Here is a 15466-nt window from a genome sequence, read left to right as displayed (position 1 = left end):
TGCATCGGTCTACCGTGCGGCGCCGGTAATCAATGCGTCGTACGCAGACCTGTGACATGTAGTCGCCAATCCGTTTCCGGCAGGAAAACAAGCCAATGAGCAAGGTCACTTCAACCGTACAGAACGATATGTCTTCCCTCATCCACCCGTACACCAACCTGGCACAACACCGCGAGGTGGGCCCTTTCGTGATCGCCGGAGGCGACGGCGTGCGGGTTTTCGATGACAAGGGCAATGCCTACATCGAAGCCATGTCGGGCTTGTGGTGTACAGCGTTGGGGTTCAGTGAAAAGCGCCTGGTCGACGCCGCCATCGAGCAGTTCCAACAGCTGCCGTACTATCACAGCTTCAGCCACAAGACGAATGCTCCGGCGTCGGCGCTCGCCGCCAAACTGGCCGAGCTGACGCCTGGCGATCTCAATCATGTGTTCTTCACCAACTCGGGTTCCGAGGCCTGCGACTCGATGGTGAAGGTGGTCTGGTACGTGAACAACGCGCTGGGCAAACCCGGCAAGAAGAAATTCATCTCTCGCCAGCAGGCCTATCACGGAACCACCGTAGCCTCCGCGAGCTTGACCGGAATACCCTCGATTCATCGCGATTTCGATCTGCCTGCCATACCTGTCCACCACCTGACATGTCCGAACTTTTACCGGTTTGCCCATCCAGATGAAACCGAAGAAGCCTTTTCGGCCCGACTGGCAAATGAACTGGAGCGCCAGATCCTCGCTGAAGGGCCGGAAACCATCGCCGCATTCATCGGCGAACCGGTCATCGCGGCGGGTGGCGTGATCCCGCCGCCCAAAGGCTACTGGGCCGCGATCCAGACGGTGTGCAAACGCTACGACATCCTCGTGGTGATCGATGAAATCGTCACGGGTTTTGGCAGGCTCGGCACGATGTTCGGCGCTCAACTGTACGACATCCAGCCCGATATCATGTTGCTCTCCAAGCAGCTCACCTCTTCCTATCAACCGCTGGCGGCCCTGGTGGTATCCGATGCCATCAATGACGTCCTGGTGAGCCAGAGCCAGCGGCTGGGTGCGTTCGTGCATGGCTTGACCTGCACGGGTCATCCCGTCGCCACCGCCGTTGCGCTGGAAAACATCCGCATCATCGAGGAGCGCGACCTGGTTGGCCATGTCCAGCGCTTGGCCCCCGTGTTCCAGGGCCGTCTGCGCGCTTTCGAAGACCACCCGTTGGTAGGCAACGTCCGAGGCGTCGGGCTGATGGGTGGGATCGAACTGGTTGCGGACAAGGCCACCCGCCAACCCTTCGCCCAGCCAGGTGCGTTGGGAGGCTACGTATTTAAACAGGCTCACAAGCACGGGCTGATCATTCGCGCCATCTACGACACGATCGCGTTCTGTCCGCCATTGATTACCACGGAGGACGATATCGAGGCGATCTTCAGCGCATTCGAGCGGACGCTGGCTGACGCGACGGACTGGGCTCGATCACAGCACCTGCCATGAGCAAAAAACGGCTCCTGTTGGATATCACGTAAAACAACAATCATGAGGGTTTGACCGTGCGTGAACAAAATGATGAAAGCTTCGAGTTCGATGTGTCCGTGATCGGGCTCGGTGCCATGGGAACGATCATGGCCCAAGCGTTGCTCCAGCAAGGCAAGCGCGTCGCGATCTGGAATCGATCACCCGGCAAGGCCGCGGCGCTCGTCGCCGCTGGCGCTCACCTCTGCGACAGTGCCGAAGCCGCGCTGAGCGCAAGCCCGGCCACGATCTTCGTCCTTCTGGACAACCACGCGACCCACGGGGTGCTCGGGATGCCGGGTGTGATGCGTGCACTCGCCAATCGTACGATCGTCGATTACACGACTATCGCAACAGACGAGGGCCTAGCGCTTCAGGGCCTCGTCAATCGGACGGGCGGCCATTATGTCAAAGGGATGATCGTGGCCTACCCCCGCAACGTCGGCCATCGCGAAAGCCACAGCATTCATACCGGTGATCGTGAAGCCTTCGAGCGGCATCGGGCGCTGCTGGAAGGGCTCGCTGGCCATACGGTGTTCCTTCCCTGGGACGAAGCAATGGCCTTTGCGACCGTGCTCCACGCGCATGCGTTTGCGGCGATGGTGACTTTCTTCGAGGCCGTGGGTGCGAGCGAGCGGTTTGGCCTGCCGGTTTCGAAAACGGCCCGGCTCCTGCTCGACACCTCACGCTTTTTCGTCGCCGATGCACTCGAGGAAGCGGTACGCCGGCTCGAAGCAGGGGATTTCGCAGGCGATCAGGCGAGGCTCGATGTGCATGCGGACGCCTTCGCGCACATTGCCGAATCCCTGCACACACAAGGGGCCTGGACACCGGTCTTCGACGCGGTGTGTCAGGTCGTGCAGCGCGCGGCATCCATGGGCTATGGCGACCAGGACATCGCGGCCACCACCCAGTTGTTCGCCCGCGAGTGCGACACCTCGAAAGAGACAGGGCAATAACTGCGCGTATACAGACCTTTCGGATCGAACTCGAAGACAACAACTATAAAAATACCGCTGGAGGATCATATGCGCCGATTTGGTTTTCTACTGGCCGGTTTGACGCTGGCTATTTTCTTGAGCGCCCTTTTCGCCCCCAAGCCTTCCCACGCCAACCGTGGGACAGCACAGCACATGGGGCATCCCGTTACCAGCATCGGGGAGATCTTCAGGGGCTACTAGCCGGGTGTTCGCTGCATAGGTAATGGCAGCTCTTCCTTACATGCATGGAGAGACAAGCAGATTCAAGAAACATGTTACGCGGCCGCTGACACTCATCCGTCAGCGGCCGCTTGCGTTTCAATGATCGATTGCCCCGAGGCCCGTCTGGCCCCATACGAACTGGCCCGCGAATGCCTCCCTTCAACCCTTGGCTCGCGCTGTCCGGTACAACCGGGAAACGGTACACGCCACCAAAAACGCCAATGGCATGGAAAACAGCGCAGGCTGGGTATAGGGGAACAGCGGCCCGGAGATGTGCAAGACATCACCCCAAGGCCCGGGTAGCAGCAAGGACAAAGGCAGTAGTTTCTTCATGCGCCCTGCTCCTCTTCCAGCCCGGTGACCAGCGCCTGGGTCAGGCGATCGAACTCACGGTTGGCACGGTACACATAGAACCCCGACAACGCACAGAAGAACGGGAACGGGAGCACGCTGGAAGCGACGCCGAAGGTCATGTTTGATCCCTGGGCCAGAGGCCTGGCAATCAGCTCGGGTCAGAACGACACCAACGCGACATAGCCATAGAACATGACCAGGATCAGAAGGACCGGCTCAGGGTAAACCGGTTCTGCGCGCCACCAGTTGCCGGAACCGGGCACTGGCACGAACACGCGCGCATAACAGGCTGGACATGAGACACCTCGGGCAACGTACTTGTTGTTAACCGATGTGCGGGTGCTGCAGGTCGATCAGTGTTCGGCGCCGGTGGTCTCAGCCTCCTGTTGCCGGGCCCACTCGCGCAAGACGAACTTCTGGATCTTGCCGGTGGCGGTCTTGGGCAGTGCCACCAGCGAGACATGGCGCGGCGCCTTGAAATGCGCCAGGCGCTCGCGGCACCAGCGGATCAGGTCGTCACCGGTGATACTGGCCTGGGCATCGGCGCGCAGGGTGACGAAGGCATGGGGTGTCTCGCCCCAGCGTGAGTCGGGACGTGCCACCACGGCGGCCTCGACCACTTCGGGGTGTTGGTAAAGCACCTCCTCGATCTCCAGCGAGCTGATATTCTCGCCGCCGGAAATGATGATGTCCTTGGCTCGGTCCTTGATTTCCACATAACCGTCCGGATGCAGCACAGCCAGGTCGCCGGTGTGCAGCCAGCCGTTGGCCAGCGCGCGGCGGGTGGCATCCGGACTGTGCAGGTAGCCTTTCATCACCGTGTTGCCACGCACCACCAGTTCGCCCAGGGTGATGCCGTCGGCCGGGACCGGGCAACCGGTGTCGATATCCAGCACCGTGACTTCCTCGAGCATCGGGTGGGCGACACCCTGTCGGCTCATGAACCGGGCGCGGGCCTCCAGAGGCAACTCGTCGATGCCCGGTTGCCATAGGCACAGGGTGCTGGGGCCATAGCTTTCGGTCATGCCGTAGGCGTGGGTGATGCTGTAGCCGCGCGCCTCCATGGCGGCGATCACCGCGCTGGGCGGCGCGGCGCCGCCGGTGATCACCGACACCGGATTGGGAAGCACACCGGCATGCTCGGCGTGGAGCAGCATCGACATCACCACCGGTGCGGCGCTCAGGTGGGTCACGGCATGCTCGGCGATGGCGGCGTGGATAGCCTGGGGCTGGACCTTGCGCAGGCACACATGGGTGCCGCCTGAAAGGGTCACTGCCCAGGTATGGCTCCAGCCATTGCAGTGGAACATCGGCAAGGTCCACAGATATACACTGCGCGGCCCGAACTGGAAGACCAACGCCCCGGCGCAGGCATTGAGGTAGGCGCCACGGTGATGCAGGACCACACCCTTGGGATCACCGGTGGTGCCAGAGGTGTAGTTGATGGCGATCGACTGCCATTCGTTGTGGGGCGCGCTCAACGGTCGGTCGGGATCGCCCTGGGCCAGGAAGCTCTCGTAGTCGAGGTCATGGGCCAGGTCGAAATCCTCCGCCTGGGCATCGTCGATGCCCACCAGCAGCGGCGGCGCTTCGAGCATCGCCAGCGCCTGGTGGACCACCGCGCCGAACTCGCGATCGCAGATCAGGACCTTGGCCGCGCAATGGCGCAGGATAAAGGCGATGCTGCGCGCCTCCAGACGAATATTGATGCTCACGAGCACGGCGCCCGCGCCGGGCACACCGTAGTGCGCCTCCAGCATCTCGGGGATGTTCGGCGCCAGTATCGCCACCCGCTCGCCCGTCTGCACGCCGACTCGCTCCAGGGCGCTGGCCAGGGCGCGGCTGCGCTGGTGCAACTGCTGGTAGCTGTAGCGCCGGGCGCCGTAGACCACCGCATCGCGCTGCGGATACACCTGGGCAGCGCGCTTGAGGAACGACAGCGGCGAAAGCGGCACATGGTTGGCTTCGTTGGGGGCAAGCTCATGCTCGAAGGTCGGGGTCATCATGACAGGCACCCCATCAGCACGCTGCCCAGGCATTGAACGTACATACACATCTCCTGTTTCTTGTTGTTCTTGCTTCGGTGCGTTTTACAGGCTGCCGCACAGATGGCCGCCATCGACCACGATCTCCGCGCCGCTCATGGCCCGCCCGGCATCGCTGGCGAGCAGCAGCAAGGCGCCATCCAGGTCCGCCGGCTGGCTGAAGCGCCGACTGGGGATGCGCGAGCGCAGCTTCTCCCCGGCCTCGCTGGCCAGGAACGCTTCGTTCAGATCGGTCATCACGTACCCTGGTGCCAGGGCGTTCACACGGATGCCATGACGCGCCAGCTCCAGGGCCATGGCGCGGGTCAGGTGCGCCAGGCCAGCCTTGGCCGCGAGATAGGGGCCGACGGCACCGGCCACGCGGCTGGCGAGGATCGAGGTGACATTGATCAGGCTGCCACCCTGCCCCGCGGCGATCATCCGCCGGGCGCTTTCCTGGGCCACCACCCAGGCGCCCTTGAGGTTGGTGTCGAGCACACGGTCCCAGCTTTCATCGTCGCAATCGAGCAAGGGCTGGCTGTCGCTCACCCCCGCGTTGTTGACCAGCACATCCAGCGGGCCCGCGGCGTCGAGCACCCGGCACACATCGTCACGGCAGGTCACATCGAGGGCGAAGGCCCGGGAGCGACCACCGGCCAGCTCGATGGATTCGACCAGGCTCTGCAGTGGTGCCAACCGCCTGGCGGTCACCACCACCTCTGCACCCGCCGCAGCCAGTGTCATGGCGAAATGTCGGCCAAGGCCGCTGGAGGCGCCGGTCACCAGGGCACGGCGCCCATCAAGGGCGAACAGTCGGGCAAGGGTTGGCTGCATCAGTGTGCTCCCTGACGCTGGTCGAGGAGCTTTTTCGCCAGGCTCATGCGGTGCACTTCGCTCGGGCCGTCGTAGATGCGGAACGGGCGTATATCGCGGAAGATCCGCTCGACCACGGTATCCCCGGTCACCCCGCGCCCGCCGAGGACTTGCACGCAACGATCAACCACCCGCCACAACGCTTCCGCGCTGATCACCTTCGCCATGCTCGAGTCGACATTGGCGCGCTGGCCCTGGTCCAGCACCCAGGCGCAGTGCCAGACCGCCAGGCGCACCACGTGCAAGTCCATCATGTTGTCGGCCAGCATGAAGCCTACGCCCTGATGCTCGCCCAGCGGCTTGCCGAAGGCGTCGCGGGTGCGCGCATAGTCGCAGGCGATGTCATGGGCACGTCGAGCGGCCCCCAGCCAGCGCATGCAGTGGGTGAGCCGCGCGGGCGCCAGACGCACCTGGGCATACCGGAAACCCTTGCCGATCTCGCCCAGCACATCGCTTGCCGGCACCCGCAGGTTGTCGAAGCGCAACTGCCCGTGGCCGCCGGTGAAGCAGCTGTCCAGCGTATTGAGCTGACGTTCGTGGATGATCCCGTCACGCTGCATATCGGTCAGGAACATGGTCGCCGAGCCGTCCTCCATGCGCGCCATGATGATGCCGAAGTCAGCGCCCTCGGCCCCGGTGATCAGCCATTTGCGGCCATTGATCAGGTAGTCGTCGCCATCGCGGGTGGCGCTGGTGCGCAGCATCGACGGATCGGAGCCCGAGCCCGGCGCCGGTTCGGTCATAGCGAAGCAGGATCGGGCATGGCCCTGGACCAGCGGGCGCAGCCAGCGGTCCTTCTGGGCGTCGGTGGCCACCACGTCCATCAGGTGGATATTGCCTTCGTCCGGGGCGTGAATATTCAGCGCCACCGGCCCCAGTGGCGAATAACCGGCCTCTTCGAAGACGATTGCCTTGGCCACATGGCTCAGGCCCAGGCCACCCATTTCGGGGCTGGCGTGGGGTGTCAGCAGACCGGCGGTGCGAGCCTTGGCCAGCAGGTCTTGGCGCAGGGCGTCGCTGGGGCCGTGGGTATCGTGGCGAGGGTCGTTCTCGAACGGGATGACCTGTTCGGCGATGAAATCGCGGGTTTTGGCCTGCAATGCAAGCAGTTCGTCCGGTAGGGTGAAATTCATGACTGTCCTTCTTTATTCCTGTCGGTCCGGGGAAAAGGTACGGTTCGTTGTGCTCAGGGCATGGCCTTAGGGTTGCTGATCGCCAATCGGGCGAGGGTCACCTCGCGCAATGCTTCTATCAGGGTGCGCTGACACTGCGGGTCGTCATGGCATCCCTGGCGAATGTCGCGGGCCAATTGACGGCGGGTCTCGTGCAAGTGCGCACTTGCCCCGTCGACCAGGATGGCCAGATGCGCCTGCTCCTGAATGCAGGTGCGCGCTTGCAGGCGACTTTCGCGGGCAGCGATGGCCATGGCATTGGCGATCATCAGCGTCGGGTAACGCAGCTCCCCGGCCAACGCAGGCAGAACCTGCTCCAGCAAGGTCAGGCGAGCGATCTCGAGTAGTTCATGGGCGTGCGGCTGAGTCATGGCGCATCTCCACCAGTCATGTTCAAGATGTCGAGCTCGAGCTCCGGCAGCAGGCACGCGGTCAGCGCCAGTTCAAGGGAAGGTTCTTCGCCGGACAGGTGGCGCTGCCCTTGCTGGAGGGCGATCACTGCCCAGCGCAGGGTCGCCATGACCTGCCAGTAGTGCAGTTCGCTGCGCTCGATGCGCAGCGGGGACACCTGGTGGTAGCCGCGCAGGAAGTCCTCCAGCAGGCCGATGCCACCGGCTTCGAGGTCAGGGCGCGTGAAACGCCAGCAGCGGGCGGTGAACCAGCCGAGGTCTTCGCAAGGGTCGCCCCAGCCGGTGAATTCCCAGTCGAGCACAGCTTCCAACCCCTGCTCGCTGGCCAAATAGTTACCGGTGCGGTAGTCGCGGTGCAGCAGACAAAGGGCGCTGCTGTGCGGCGCATGTAGTTCGCACCAGCGTAGGCCCCATTCCAGTACCGGATAGGCATCGGCGAGGGTGTCAAGGTAGCGGCGATAGGCGCTGACGGTGGCCAGGGCCGGCGAACCGTCCGGAACCGGCAGGAAGTCCAGCGCTGCGCACGGCGGGTGCACCTGATGCAGGCGCGCCAGGTTGGCGCCGAGCTGCGTCGCCAGCCGCGCCTGGCCATTGTCTCCGGCATCCGCGCTGAGCAGGCGTCCGGCAGCGACACCTGGCATGTACTCCATCAGGAAGAACACTCGCCCGTGGACACGCACATCGCGGCACAACCAGAGCGGCCGCGGCACTTTCACCCCGGCCTTGTGGACCACTTGCAGCACAGCGAACTCCTGCTCTCGGTTGAGGCTGGCCGGCAGCGCGGAGAGCGCATCGCTGCGCAACACCCAGCGCCGGGCGCCGGCCCATGGGCCGCCCTCGATCAGCAGTCCGAGCAGCCAGTTTTCCTGGATGGCACCGCCGCTCAAGCGTTTGCGAGCCTGGATGACAACGCGTGTCGCCAAAGCATGCTCACGGATGAAGTCGACCAGGCGGTGATCGTCAGTCATGGCCGCGACTGCATCGCTGGCCGGAGAATTCGTAGAGGAACTGCTCATGAATCAATGGATCCTGCCTTTGGTTTTGAGGTGCAGGTCACCTGGAGCAATGCTTGGGCCAACTCCGCATGATTCGGCTGGAGGCCCCGTAAAACCTGGCGTCCGGTATTTCCTGGCGAACTATGGATATGCGCAATATTTCATATGTGAAACGAATTAGTTCATCATGGAAGCATTGCATTTTTGAACGGACCCCACCATGAACGCCCCCACCTCTCAGGTCGTCGTGCTGATCAGCCACCTGCAACGCCCCCGGCAACGCAGCCGGCTCGCCCATGTGGTGGCCGGGCTTACGATGGACTACCCCGACACCCATATCGAAGTGCTCGACACTTCGGTGTCTGAAGCGCTGCAGACCGCCCGCGAGATGGAACAGCGTGGCGAGGTCGACGTGTTTGTCTGCGCCGGCGCCACTGCCGCCTACTTGCGCAAGCACCTGGCACGACCGGTACTGACGATGCAGGTTGGCGGCGGTGATCTGCTGCGTGCGCTGGGGCAGGCCCGGGAGCACTCCTCGCAGGTAGCCTTGCTCAGCTACAACCACATCGACCACGACCTGCAGGCCATCAGCGCGCTGTTCACCGTAAAGGTTCACCAGGCCGCTTACACGTCCCTCGAAGAGGCCCGTCAGGCAGTCGAGCAGGCAGCCCAACTGGATTGCCGCAGCATCATCGGCTCGTCGACGGTGGTGGAGCTAGCGGAACAGGCAGGACTGCACGGTGTGCTGTCGCTGAGCGAGGACACGATACGCAAGGCGCTCGAGGAAGCCTTGGGCATCCTTGACAGCCAACGCATCGAGATCGCCAAACGGCGGCACTTGAATGCCGTACTGCAACACATCCCCACCGGCGTGGCGGCGGTCGACAACCAGGGTGTGGTGCAGTCGCTCAACCCGGCCCTGGCCCAATTGCTGGAGTTGCCGGTCAGCGCCGCGCTGGGCCGGCCACTGCAGCAGCTGTGTCCGGAACTGGACTTGCAGCAGGCGTTGCAGGATGGCGGTGGCGAGGAAAACCGGGTGATCCGGCTCGGCTCGCATGCAGTGGTCAGCAATCTGCTGCCTGTCCTGGAGAACGGCCAGCGTACCGGCCTCGTCTTGACCTGCCAGGACACCACCGCCGTGCAGCGGGCGGACCAGCGCATCCGGTCCACCCGCCGCCCGGGTGCGTTCATCGCCCGCTACCGGCTCGAACAGCTAAGCGGCAACAGCAAGGTCAACCGCGACATGCTACAGCTGGCCAAGCGTTTCGCCGCCAGCCATTCGACTATCCTGATCACCGGTGAGAGCGGCACCGGCAAGGAGTTGCTGGCCCAAGGCATCCATAACGAGAGCCCACGCCGCCAGGGTCCCTTCGTCGCCATCAACTGCGCGGCGTTTCCAGAGTCGCTGCTGGAAAGCGAACTGTTCGGCTACGAGGAAGGCGCCTTCAGCGGCTCGCGCAAAGGCGGCAAGCCCGGTCTGCTCGAAGCGGCGCACCGCGGCACGCTGTTTCTCGACGAGATCGGTGACATGCCTGTATCACTGCAAACACGCCTGCTACGTGTGCTGCAGGAACGTGAGGTACTGCGCCTGGGCGGCACCGAACCGATTTCCATCGACGTACGCATCATCGCCGCCACTCACCAGGACTTGCGTGCCGCCATGGATGATGGCGAGTTTCGTACCGATCTGTACTACCGGCTGAACATTCTGCGCCTACAGACCACACCATTGCGTGAGCGGCCTGAGGATATCGCCCTGATCTGCCAGGGCATCAGCCAGCGCCTGCTGGTTCAGGGCCAGCCGCCAGGCGCCGCAGACATACCGGCCGCCCTGCTGCCGTACCTGACACGTTACGCCTGGCCAGGCAATGTTCGGGAACTGGAAAACGTGATCGAGCGCGCGATGCTCTCGGCCCGCGAACTGCTACGCGAGCACGGCATGGATGAACAGTATCTGGCTCGCGTGCTACCCGAACTGTGTGAAGACCCGCCCCTGTCTCCCGCCCGGAAAAAGTCGCCACGCGAAACCGATCTGCACACGATCGGCAAGGCCGCACAGCTACGCCATGTACAGGAGACGCTGGAAAGCTGCCAGGGCAATCTCGACGAAGCTGCGCGTCGCCTTGGCATCAGCCGGACCACCTTGTGGCGACGGCTCCGGTCCGCGCATTGAGTGAGCCATGAGCGTAATCCACCCTTCATGAGCCTGCGCAGCTGGAACTTAACCACAGCCATGTTGCTCAGTGACCTGGCGCACCGAAGGCAGCGGCTCCCGGGCTTGCGCAGCAAAAGCACAGCCGGCAGCGAAGAGAGCGACACAAATCAGATGCCCAGGTATCAGTTGACTGCTTTTGCATTGGCTAAAAAGTGATGACGCAATCACTGCATGGCTTCCTTAAGCGAGATCCTCGGCGCCCACTCCAGCCACTTTTCGTCTACCGCATCGAACAGGGGGTAGGTCTGGCCCGGCTTGGCCAGTTCGCCCATTTCCCCGTTGTCCGGCGTGGCGAAGGCGATGCCGCCTGCCACCATGGCCTCCAGGGACTCGGTGCGCACCGAAACGCCCTTGAACAGGTCAGCCTCGAACCCGACGCCGCTGGCGTTCCAGAAGCGGCTGCCGGTGCGCACCAGAGGCGCATAACGCGGTTCGATGAGAATGCTGATCAGCACCCGGTCTGCCTGCTGCCCCAGGCTCATGTCGATGACCTTGCCCACCGGCATTTTACGGTAGGTCACCGGGCTGCCGAGCTTGATCGAGCCCTTGTCCGCGGCGCTGAGGGTCAGCCGCAGGCCATTGCCAAGCCCCAAGAGGTTCGGTGCTTCGGCCAGGGTCTGAAAGCGCGTCTGGCGCTCACCCGGACGATGACTGGCCAAGGCCTCGATATAGGGTCCGCTGACCAGGGTGCCGAGGTTTTCCGTGCGCAGCAGACCGAGCGCCGGACGCACCACCCAGAAGCGCGTGCCGCTACGGGCGAACTGTTCGCCGCTGGCCAACAGGCGCGCCTTGAGCTGCACGCCGGACAGGTCGGTTTCCAAATCGATACTCTCGACCTTGCCGATCGCCAGCCCCTTGAAACGAATCGGTGTGCCTTCGCGCAACCCTTCGCCATCCTCGACGCTCAGCTGGATTTCCACTCCCCGGGCCATGGCGGCTTCTTCACTGTCGTAGAGGGAGAAACGTCGCTCCTTGCCCGAGGCCGGCGCCTTCGGGTCAAGAGTGTCGAAAGAGATCCCGCCATTGATCAGGGTCTGCAACGACTCGCTCTTGACCTTCAGCCCTGTGAGGTCACCGCTCAGGGTCACGCCGCTGGCGTTCCAGAAGCGCGTGGAGCTGTTCACCAGGCGAGTGAACTCGGGCTCGATATGCACCCCGATCATCACCTGCTGATTGTTCGCCGACAGCTGGTAACTCTGCACGCTGCCGACGCGGATCTGCCGGTAGAGCACGGGCGCACCGACCTCGACTGAGCCACGCCTGTCGCTGGTCAACACCAGGTGCAGGCCAGGCACGTTCATATCCATGGGCGGTGCCTTGGAGCGGATGCTGAACTCGCGCCGCGGCGCTCCGTTCCTGGCGAAACGCACGGCGATATAGTTGCCCTTGACCAAGGCGTCCAGGCCGGTGATCCCGGCCAGCGAGATATTCGGCTTCACAGCCCAGAACTCGGTGCCCTCCAGCAGCAGGGCCTCGACCCGCGGGTCCATCGCCAGCTCGGCGGTGGCGCCGCTGAAGTCCTGGTTCATGTCGACGTTTTTGACCAGGCCGACCTGCACGCCGTTGTACATAACTTGCGTTTGTCCCGGCTGAATGTCGCTCAGGTCCTTCATCTTCAGCGTCACCCGCAGGCCGACCTGGGCCGCGTCATAGTCCTCGTACAAGCGGAAGGGCTTGCTGGAGTCAGTTGGCGGACTGTCGCGATGGTTGTCCGGAGTCGCGAAGGAAATGCCACCGGCGGCCAGGGTCAGCAGCGATTCGCTGCGCACCTTGAACCCCGACAGGCCACCGGAGATCGAGATCCCGCTGGCGTTCCAGAAACGCGTGTGCTTGCGCACCAGATCCGCATAACCCGGCTCGATATGCACCTTGATCTCGATGGTGCGCCGGTCCTCGCCAAGCTGGAAGTTCTTCACCTGGCCCACCAGGATCTGCTTGTAGAACACCGGACTGCCCTGCTCGATGGAGCCCAGACGCTCGGCCTTGAGAGTGATGTGCAGGCCCGGAACCTTTTCCGACATCGGTGGCGGTTCCTTCAAGGCCGTGAAGGAACGAACCCCTTGATCGCCCTTATCCCCCTTTGCCGGATCCACCGCGATGTAGACCCCGGAGACCAGGGTCTCCAGGCCGGTGACGCCGGCCAGGGACACCCGCGGCTTGACCAGCCAGAAGTGAGTATCTTCATTTAGATACCTCTGTGTTTCCTTGGTCATTTCGATGGAGGCAAGGACTCCCTTGATGTCGTCACTGACACTCAGATCCACCACCTTGCCGACCGAAATGCCCTTGTACAGCACCTCGGTCTTCCTGGCCTGGATACCGTCGCCACTCTCGAAGCGCACCTGGATGATCGGGCCGGCCTCGTCGTAGGCACGCCAGGCCAGCCAGGCACCAATGACCAGGGCCAACAGGGGCAGGATCCAGATCGCTGACCAGTTGGAGGTTGGGTGTTTTTTTGGGATGGGCAGGTCACTCATTTTCATTGTCCAAGTTGGTGTTGTCCCATATCAGCCGGGGATCGAAAGTCACTGCGGCCAGCATGGTCAGTACCACCACGCTGGCGAAGGCGGCGGCGCCGAGATTGGCCTCGATGCGCGCCAGGTTGCCGAAGTTCACCAGTGCCACCAGGATGGCGATGACAAAGATGTCGAGCATCGACCAGCGCCCCACCCCTTCGATGAAGCGGTACATGATGATCCGCTGGCGGGCAGACATCGGCGGGTATCGCTGCACCGAAAAGAGCAGCAGCGCAATCCCCGCCAACTTGAAGGTGGGCACCACGATACTGGCCACGAACACCACCAGGGCGATGGGGATCATCCCCAGCTGCAACAGGCTTACCACCCCGCTCATGATGGTGGCCGGTGCCCCCTTGCCAAAGACACTGACGGTCATGATCGGCAGCAGGTTGGCCGGGATGTAGAGAAGCATTGCCGTGATCAGCAAGGCCCAGGTCCGCCTGATGCTGTCGGGGCGGCGCACATGCAACAGCGCCTGACATCGACTGCAATACGCAGGCTGCCGGTGGTCGATGGGGTTGAGTTGATGGCATTCGCCGCAGACCTGGATACAGGCATCGATTGCACGCATGGCTACCCTCCTCGGGTGACGCCCGCCTGACGGGCCCCGGCGGGCGTCGAACACTCATTCAGGGCTTGTGTCCCTGCCATTCCTACTGCGCGCAAATTGCCCATGACTTACCTAAGGCTTGATTGAAAAGGGCGCGAATGGTACTTTTCAAGACCTAATGAGTCAACAATGGCTCATTTGAATAATATTTTCTCTGAACCCGCGCTCTTCTGGAGACCGACTGGTCCTATGCCCCAAACCTACACCGGCAACTTGACGAACCTTCCCTTGGAAGCGCTGGTCGCTTGCCATGAATGCGACCTGCTGATGCGCCGGGAACCGCTCGAACCCGGCGAAAAAAGCTGCTGCCCGCGTTGTGGCTTCGAGCTGGCTGTGCACCGCCAGCAGTGGCAACGTCGCTGCTTCGCCCTAGTCCTGACCGCCCTGCTTCTCTACATCCCGGCCAACTTCCTGCCGATCATGCACCTGACCCTTCTCGGGCAGACCCGCAGCGAAACGGTCTGGACCGGAGTGCTCGGGCTGTTCGAAAGCGGTATGCCGGGGGTCGCCGTGCTGGTGCTGTTGAGTAGCATGGCGATCCCCCTGGTCAAGCTGCTGTGCCAGTTGCTGGTGCTGTTGAGCCTGCGGTTCAAGGTGGCGCGCGGTACCGGCATGCGGCTCTACCGCGCTTATCACCACCTGCGCGAATGGGGCATGCTCGAGGTCTACCTGTTCGCGATCCTGGTATCCATCGTCAAGTTGATTGACATTGCCGACCTGAGCCTGGGCATAGGCCTGGCCTGCTTCGTCGCGCTGCTGCTCACCCAGGTCTGGCTGGAGCTGAATATGTCGTCCTATCAGGTGTGGGAAACTCTATCCAGCGAGTAGCCTTGGTGTTACTGGCTCGGATCAAACGCTATCGCGTCCCGGAGTTGCACAAGAAAACCAAGGAGGTTAGTCAGAAAGTGGCGCCTCAATGCAGTTGACTTTGTCCAATGTGAGATATGTTCAAGTCAATGGCGCCGCCAGCTGCGCACGCGTGGTGGACTTTTAGTCAGCCATGGCCAAGGCAGATCGTCCTAACTGGATTGAATTGCCTTAAAAACGAAGACGCTCACTGACAACGATTGACCGACTACCGCCTGAAGCATCGGGCAGAGAACGGCCAAAAGCGCCCCCCCTAACAAGTGAAAACTTTTTGTTTTCCGTCAGGTTGCAAAGATCAATCTCTAAGCGTTAGGCAAGTATCAATCCCCTCTAACACCATCTGAAGCTTCTGCCTTAGCAATGGGAGCTCCGATGCAGTCAATGCATGCGGTCTCTCTGCCATTCCGAGAAACGCAGCTAAGGCATGGTCAGAGTGCTTCACCAGTGCCACCAAATGCTCGCCTCGAGGGCCATTGACTCCGGCCAGCCAATTCTTAACTGTCCGCTCGTTTGCGCTTGTCCAACGCATCAATGTTTTCGTCGCCTGATGCGTTTCACCAAGCTCCGCATGAAGAGCTTTAGCAATCTCCGCTGCATACTGCTCTGGAGTCAGAAAAGAATTGCCCGTTTTCGTGAACATTTTTCTCTCCCCGATCTTCTACCTTCAATGGAGCTATTTCGAAAAAACGTGGCGACTAATCACGGCTTTGATATCGCCCTATTAGCCGTGGG

14 protein-coding genes are annotated in these 15466 nt (G+C 62.4%); 4 read left to right on the top strand and 10 right to left on the bottom strand.

Translation table 11 applies throughout. The annotated features are described in order from the left end of the window. Window positions 1–95 precede the first annotated feature (95 nt). Window positions 96–1475: an aspartate aminotransferase family protein gene (locus ACQKP2_RS07780; protein ID WP_427575679.1), complete on the top strand. Its 1380-nt coding sequence runs from the start codon at window positions 96–98 to the stop codon at window positions 1473–1475. A gap of 56 nt (window positions 1476–1531) precedes the next feature. Beyond that, window positions 1532–2452 (top strand): NAD(P)-dependent oxidoreductase, encoded by a 921-nt coding sequence (locus ACQKP2_RS07775; RefSeq protein WP_427575678.1) that lies wholly within the window; start codon window positions 1532–1534, stop codon window positions 2450–2452. 402 nt (window positions 2453–2854) lie between these two features. Here the strand turns inward: ACQKP2_RS07775 and ACQKP2_RS07770 are convergent, their stop codons facing one another. The 7 genes from ACQKP2_RS07770 to ACQKP2_RS07740 all read right to left on the bottom strand — a co-directional run bounded on the left by ACQKP2_RS07770 (window position 2855) and on the right by ACQKP2_RS07740 (window position 8544). Then, entirely contained in the window at window positions 2855–3028 is a 174-nt protein-coding gene (locus ACQKP2_RS07770; RefSeq protein ID WP_427575677.1) for a hypothetical protein, read from the bottom strand. Then, the gene (locus tag ACQKP2_RS07765; protein ID WP_427575676.1) at window positions 3025–3168 is read right to left on the bottom strand and encodes a DUF485 domain-containing protein; all 144 of its coding nucleotides are present in this window, start codon (window positions 3166–3168) and stop codon (window positions 3025–3027) included. The genes ACQKP2_RS07770 and ACQKP2_RS07765 overlap by 4 nt, the downstream gene beginning before the upstream one ends. 234 nt (window positions 3169–3402) lie before the next feature. Continuing rightward, window positions 3403–5055 carry a long-chain-fatty-acid--CoA ligase gene (locus ACQKP2_RS07760; protein WP_427575675.1) on the bottom strand — a complete coding sequence of 551 codons (1653 nt, stop codon included), beginning with the start codon at window positions 5053–5055 and terminating at the stop codon, window positions 3403–3405. An 84-nt stretch (window positions 5056–5139) separates the two neighbouring features. Further along, window positions 5140–5907 (bottom strand): SDR family NAD(P)-dependent oxidoreductase, encoded by a 768-nt coding sequence (locus tag ACQKP2_RS07755; protein ID WP_427575674.1) that lies wholly within the window; start codon window positions 5905–5907, stop codon window positions 5140–5142. Then, entirely contained in the window at window positions 5907–7079 is a 1173-nt protein-coding gene (locus ACQKP2_RS07750) for an acyl-CoA dehydrogenase family protein (RefSeq protein WP_427575673.1), read from the bottom strand. The genes ACQKP2_RS07755 and ACQKP2_RS07750 overlap by 1 nt, the downstream gene beginning before the upstream one ends. 53 nt (window positions 7080–7132) lie before the next feature. Further along, on the bottom strand, window positions 7133–7489 hold the full coding sequence (locus ACQKP2_RS07745) for a DUF6285 domain-containing protein (protein ID WP_427575672.1): 357 nt from the start codon (window positions 7487–7489) through the stop codon (window positions 7133–7135). Continuing rightward, the gene (locus ACQKP2_RS07740) at window positions 7486–8544 is read right to left on the bottom strand and encodes a phosphotransferase family protein (protein ID WP_427575671.1); all 1059 of its coding nucleotides are present in this window, start codon (window positions 8542–8544) and stop codon (window positions 7486–7488) included. Before ACQKP2_RS07740 ends, ACQKP2_RS07745 begins: the two co-directional genes overlap by 4 nt. A 199-nt stretch (window positions 8545–8743) precedes the next feature. Here ACQKP2_RS07740 and prpR point away from each other — a divergent pair, with 199 nt between their 5' ends. Further along, entirely contained in the window at window positions 8744–10696 is a 1953-nt protein-coding gene (gene prpR / locus ACQKP2_RS07735) for a propionate catabolism operon regulatory protein PrpR (protein WP_427575670.1), read from the top strand. Between the two features lie 206 nt (window positions 10697–10902). On the opposite strand, the gene ACQKP2_RS07730 is transcribed toward prpR, so the two are convergent. Beyond that, window positions 10903–13215 (bottom strand): MlaD family protein, encoded by a 2313-nt coding sequence (locus ACQKP2_RS07730; protein WP_427575669.1) that lies wholly within the window; start codon window positions 13213–13215, stop codon window positions 10903–10905. Further along, complete coding sequence (locus ACQKP2_RS07725; protein WP_427575668.1) at window positions 13208–13828, bottom strand: paraquat-inducible protein A; 621 nt, start codon at window positions 13826–13828, stop codon at window positions 13208–13210. Before ACQKP2_RS07725 ends, ACQKP2_RS07730 begins: the two co-directional genes overlap by 8 nt. Before the next feature lie 228 nt (window positions 13829–14056). On the opposite strand from ACQKP2_RS07725, the gene ACQKP2_RS07720 reads away from it, so the two are divergent. After that, on the top strand, window positions 14057–14695 hold the full coding sequence (locus ACQKP2_RS07720; RefSeq protein ID WP_427575742.1) for a paraquat-inducible protein A: 639 nt from the start codon (window positions 14057–14059) through the stop codon (window positions 14693–14695). Window positions 14696–15029: 334 nt separating this feature from the next. Here the strand turns inward: ACQKP2_RS07720 and ACQKP2_RS07715 are convergent, their stop codons facing one another. Next, entirely contained in the window at window positions 15030–15374 is a 345-nt protein-coding gene (locus tag ACQKP2_RS07715; RefSeq protein ID WP_427575667.1) for a hypothetical protein, read from the bottom strand. Between the last annotated feature and the right edge of the window lie 92 nt (window positions 15375–15466).

The sequence above is a fragment of the Pseudomonas sp. NPDC089569 genome (assembly GCF_050280625.1).
Taxonomy (GTDB): domain Bacteria; phylum Pseudomonadota; class Gammaproteobacteria; order Pseudomonadales; family Pseudomonadaceae; genus Aquipseudomonas.
The sequence above is the reverse complement of the archived record's forward strand: the minus strand, read 5'-3'. Positions and strand labels throughout refer to the sequence as shown.

What these genes read in the sequence shown, in the direction of transcription:
- ACQKP2_RS07780 (WP_427575679.1), top strand. Translation starts at nt 96, where the DNA reads ATGAGCAAGGTCACTTCAACCGTACAGAACGATATGTCTTCCCTCATC.
- ACQKP2_RS07770 (WP_427575677.1), bottom strand. Translation starts at nt 3,028, where the DNA reads ATGAAGAAACTACTGCCTTTGTCCTTGCTGCTACCCGGGCCTTGGGGT.
- ACQKP2_RS07765 (WP_427575676.1), bottom strand. Translation starts at nt 3,168, where the DNA reads ATGACCTTCGGCGTCGCTTCCAGCGTGCTCCCGTTCCCGTTCTTCTGT.
- ACQKP2_RS07760 (WP_427575675.1), bottom strand. Translation starts at nt 5,055, where the DNA reads ATGATGACCCCGACCTTCGAGCATGAGCTTGCCCCCAACGAAGCCAAC.
- ACQKP2_RS07755 (WP_427575674.1), bottom strand. Translation starts at nt 5,907, where the DNA reads ATGCAGCCAACCCTTGCCCGACTGTTCGCCCTTGATGGGCGCCGTGCC.
- ACQKP2_RS07750 (WP_427575673.1), bottom strand. Translation starts at nt 7,079, where the DNA reads ATGAATTTCACCCTACCGGACGAACTGCTTGCATTGCAGGCCAAAACC.
- ACQKP2_RS07745 (WP_427575672.1), bottom strand. Translation starts at nt 7,489, where the DNA reads ATGACTCAGCCGCACGCCCATGAACTACTCGAGATCGCTCGCCTGACC.
- ACQKP2_RS07740 (WP_427575671.1), bottom strand. Translation starts at nt 8,544, where the DNA reads ATGAGCAGTTCCTCTACGAATTCTCCGGCCAGCGATGCAGTCGCGGCC.
- prpR (WP_427575670.1), top strand. Translation starts at nt 8,744, where the DNA reads ATGAACGCCCCCACCTCTCAGGTCGTCGTGCTGATCAGCCACCTGCAA.
- ACQKP2_RS07730 (WP_427575669.1), bottom strand. Translation starts at nt 13,215, where the DNA reads ATGAGTGACCTGCCCATCCCAAAAAAACACCCAACCTCCAACTGGTCA.
- ACQKP2_RS07725 (WP_427575668.1), bottom strand. Translation starts at nt 13,828, where the DNA reads ATGCGTGCAATCGATGCCTGTATCCAGGTCTGCGGCGAATGCCATCAA.
- ACQKP2_RS07720 (WP_427575742.1), top strand. Translation starts at nt 14,057, where the DNA reads ATGCCCCAAACCTACACCGGCAACTTGACGAACCTTCCCTTGGAAGCG.
- ACQKP2_RS07715 (WP_427575667.1), bottom strand. Translation starts at nt 15,374, where the DNA reads ATGTTCACGAAAACGGGCAATTCTTTTCTGACTCCAGAGCAGTATGCA.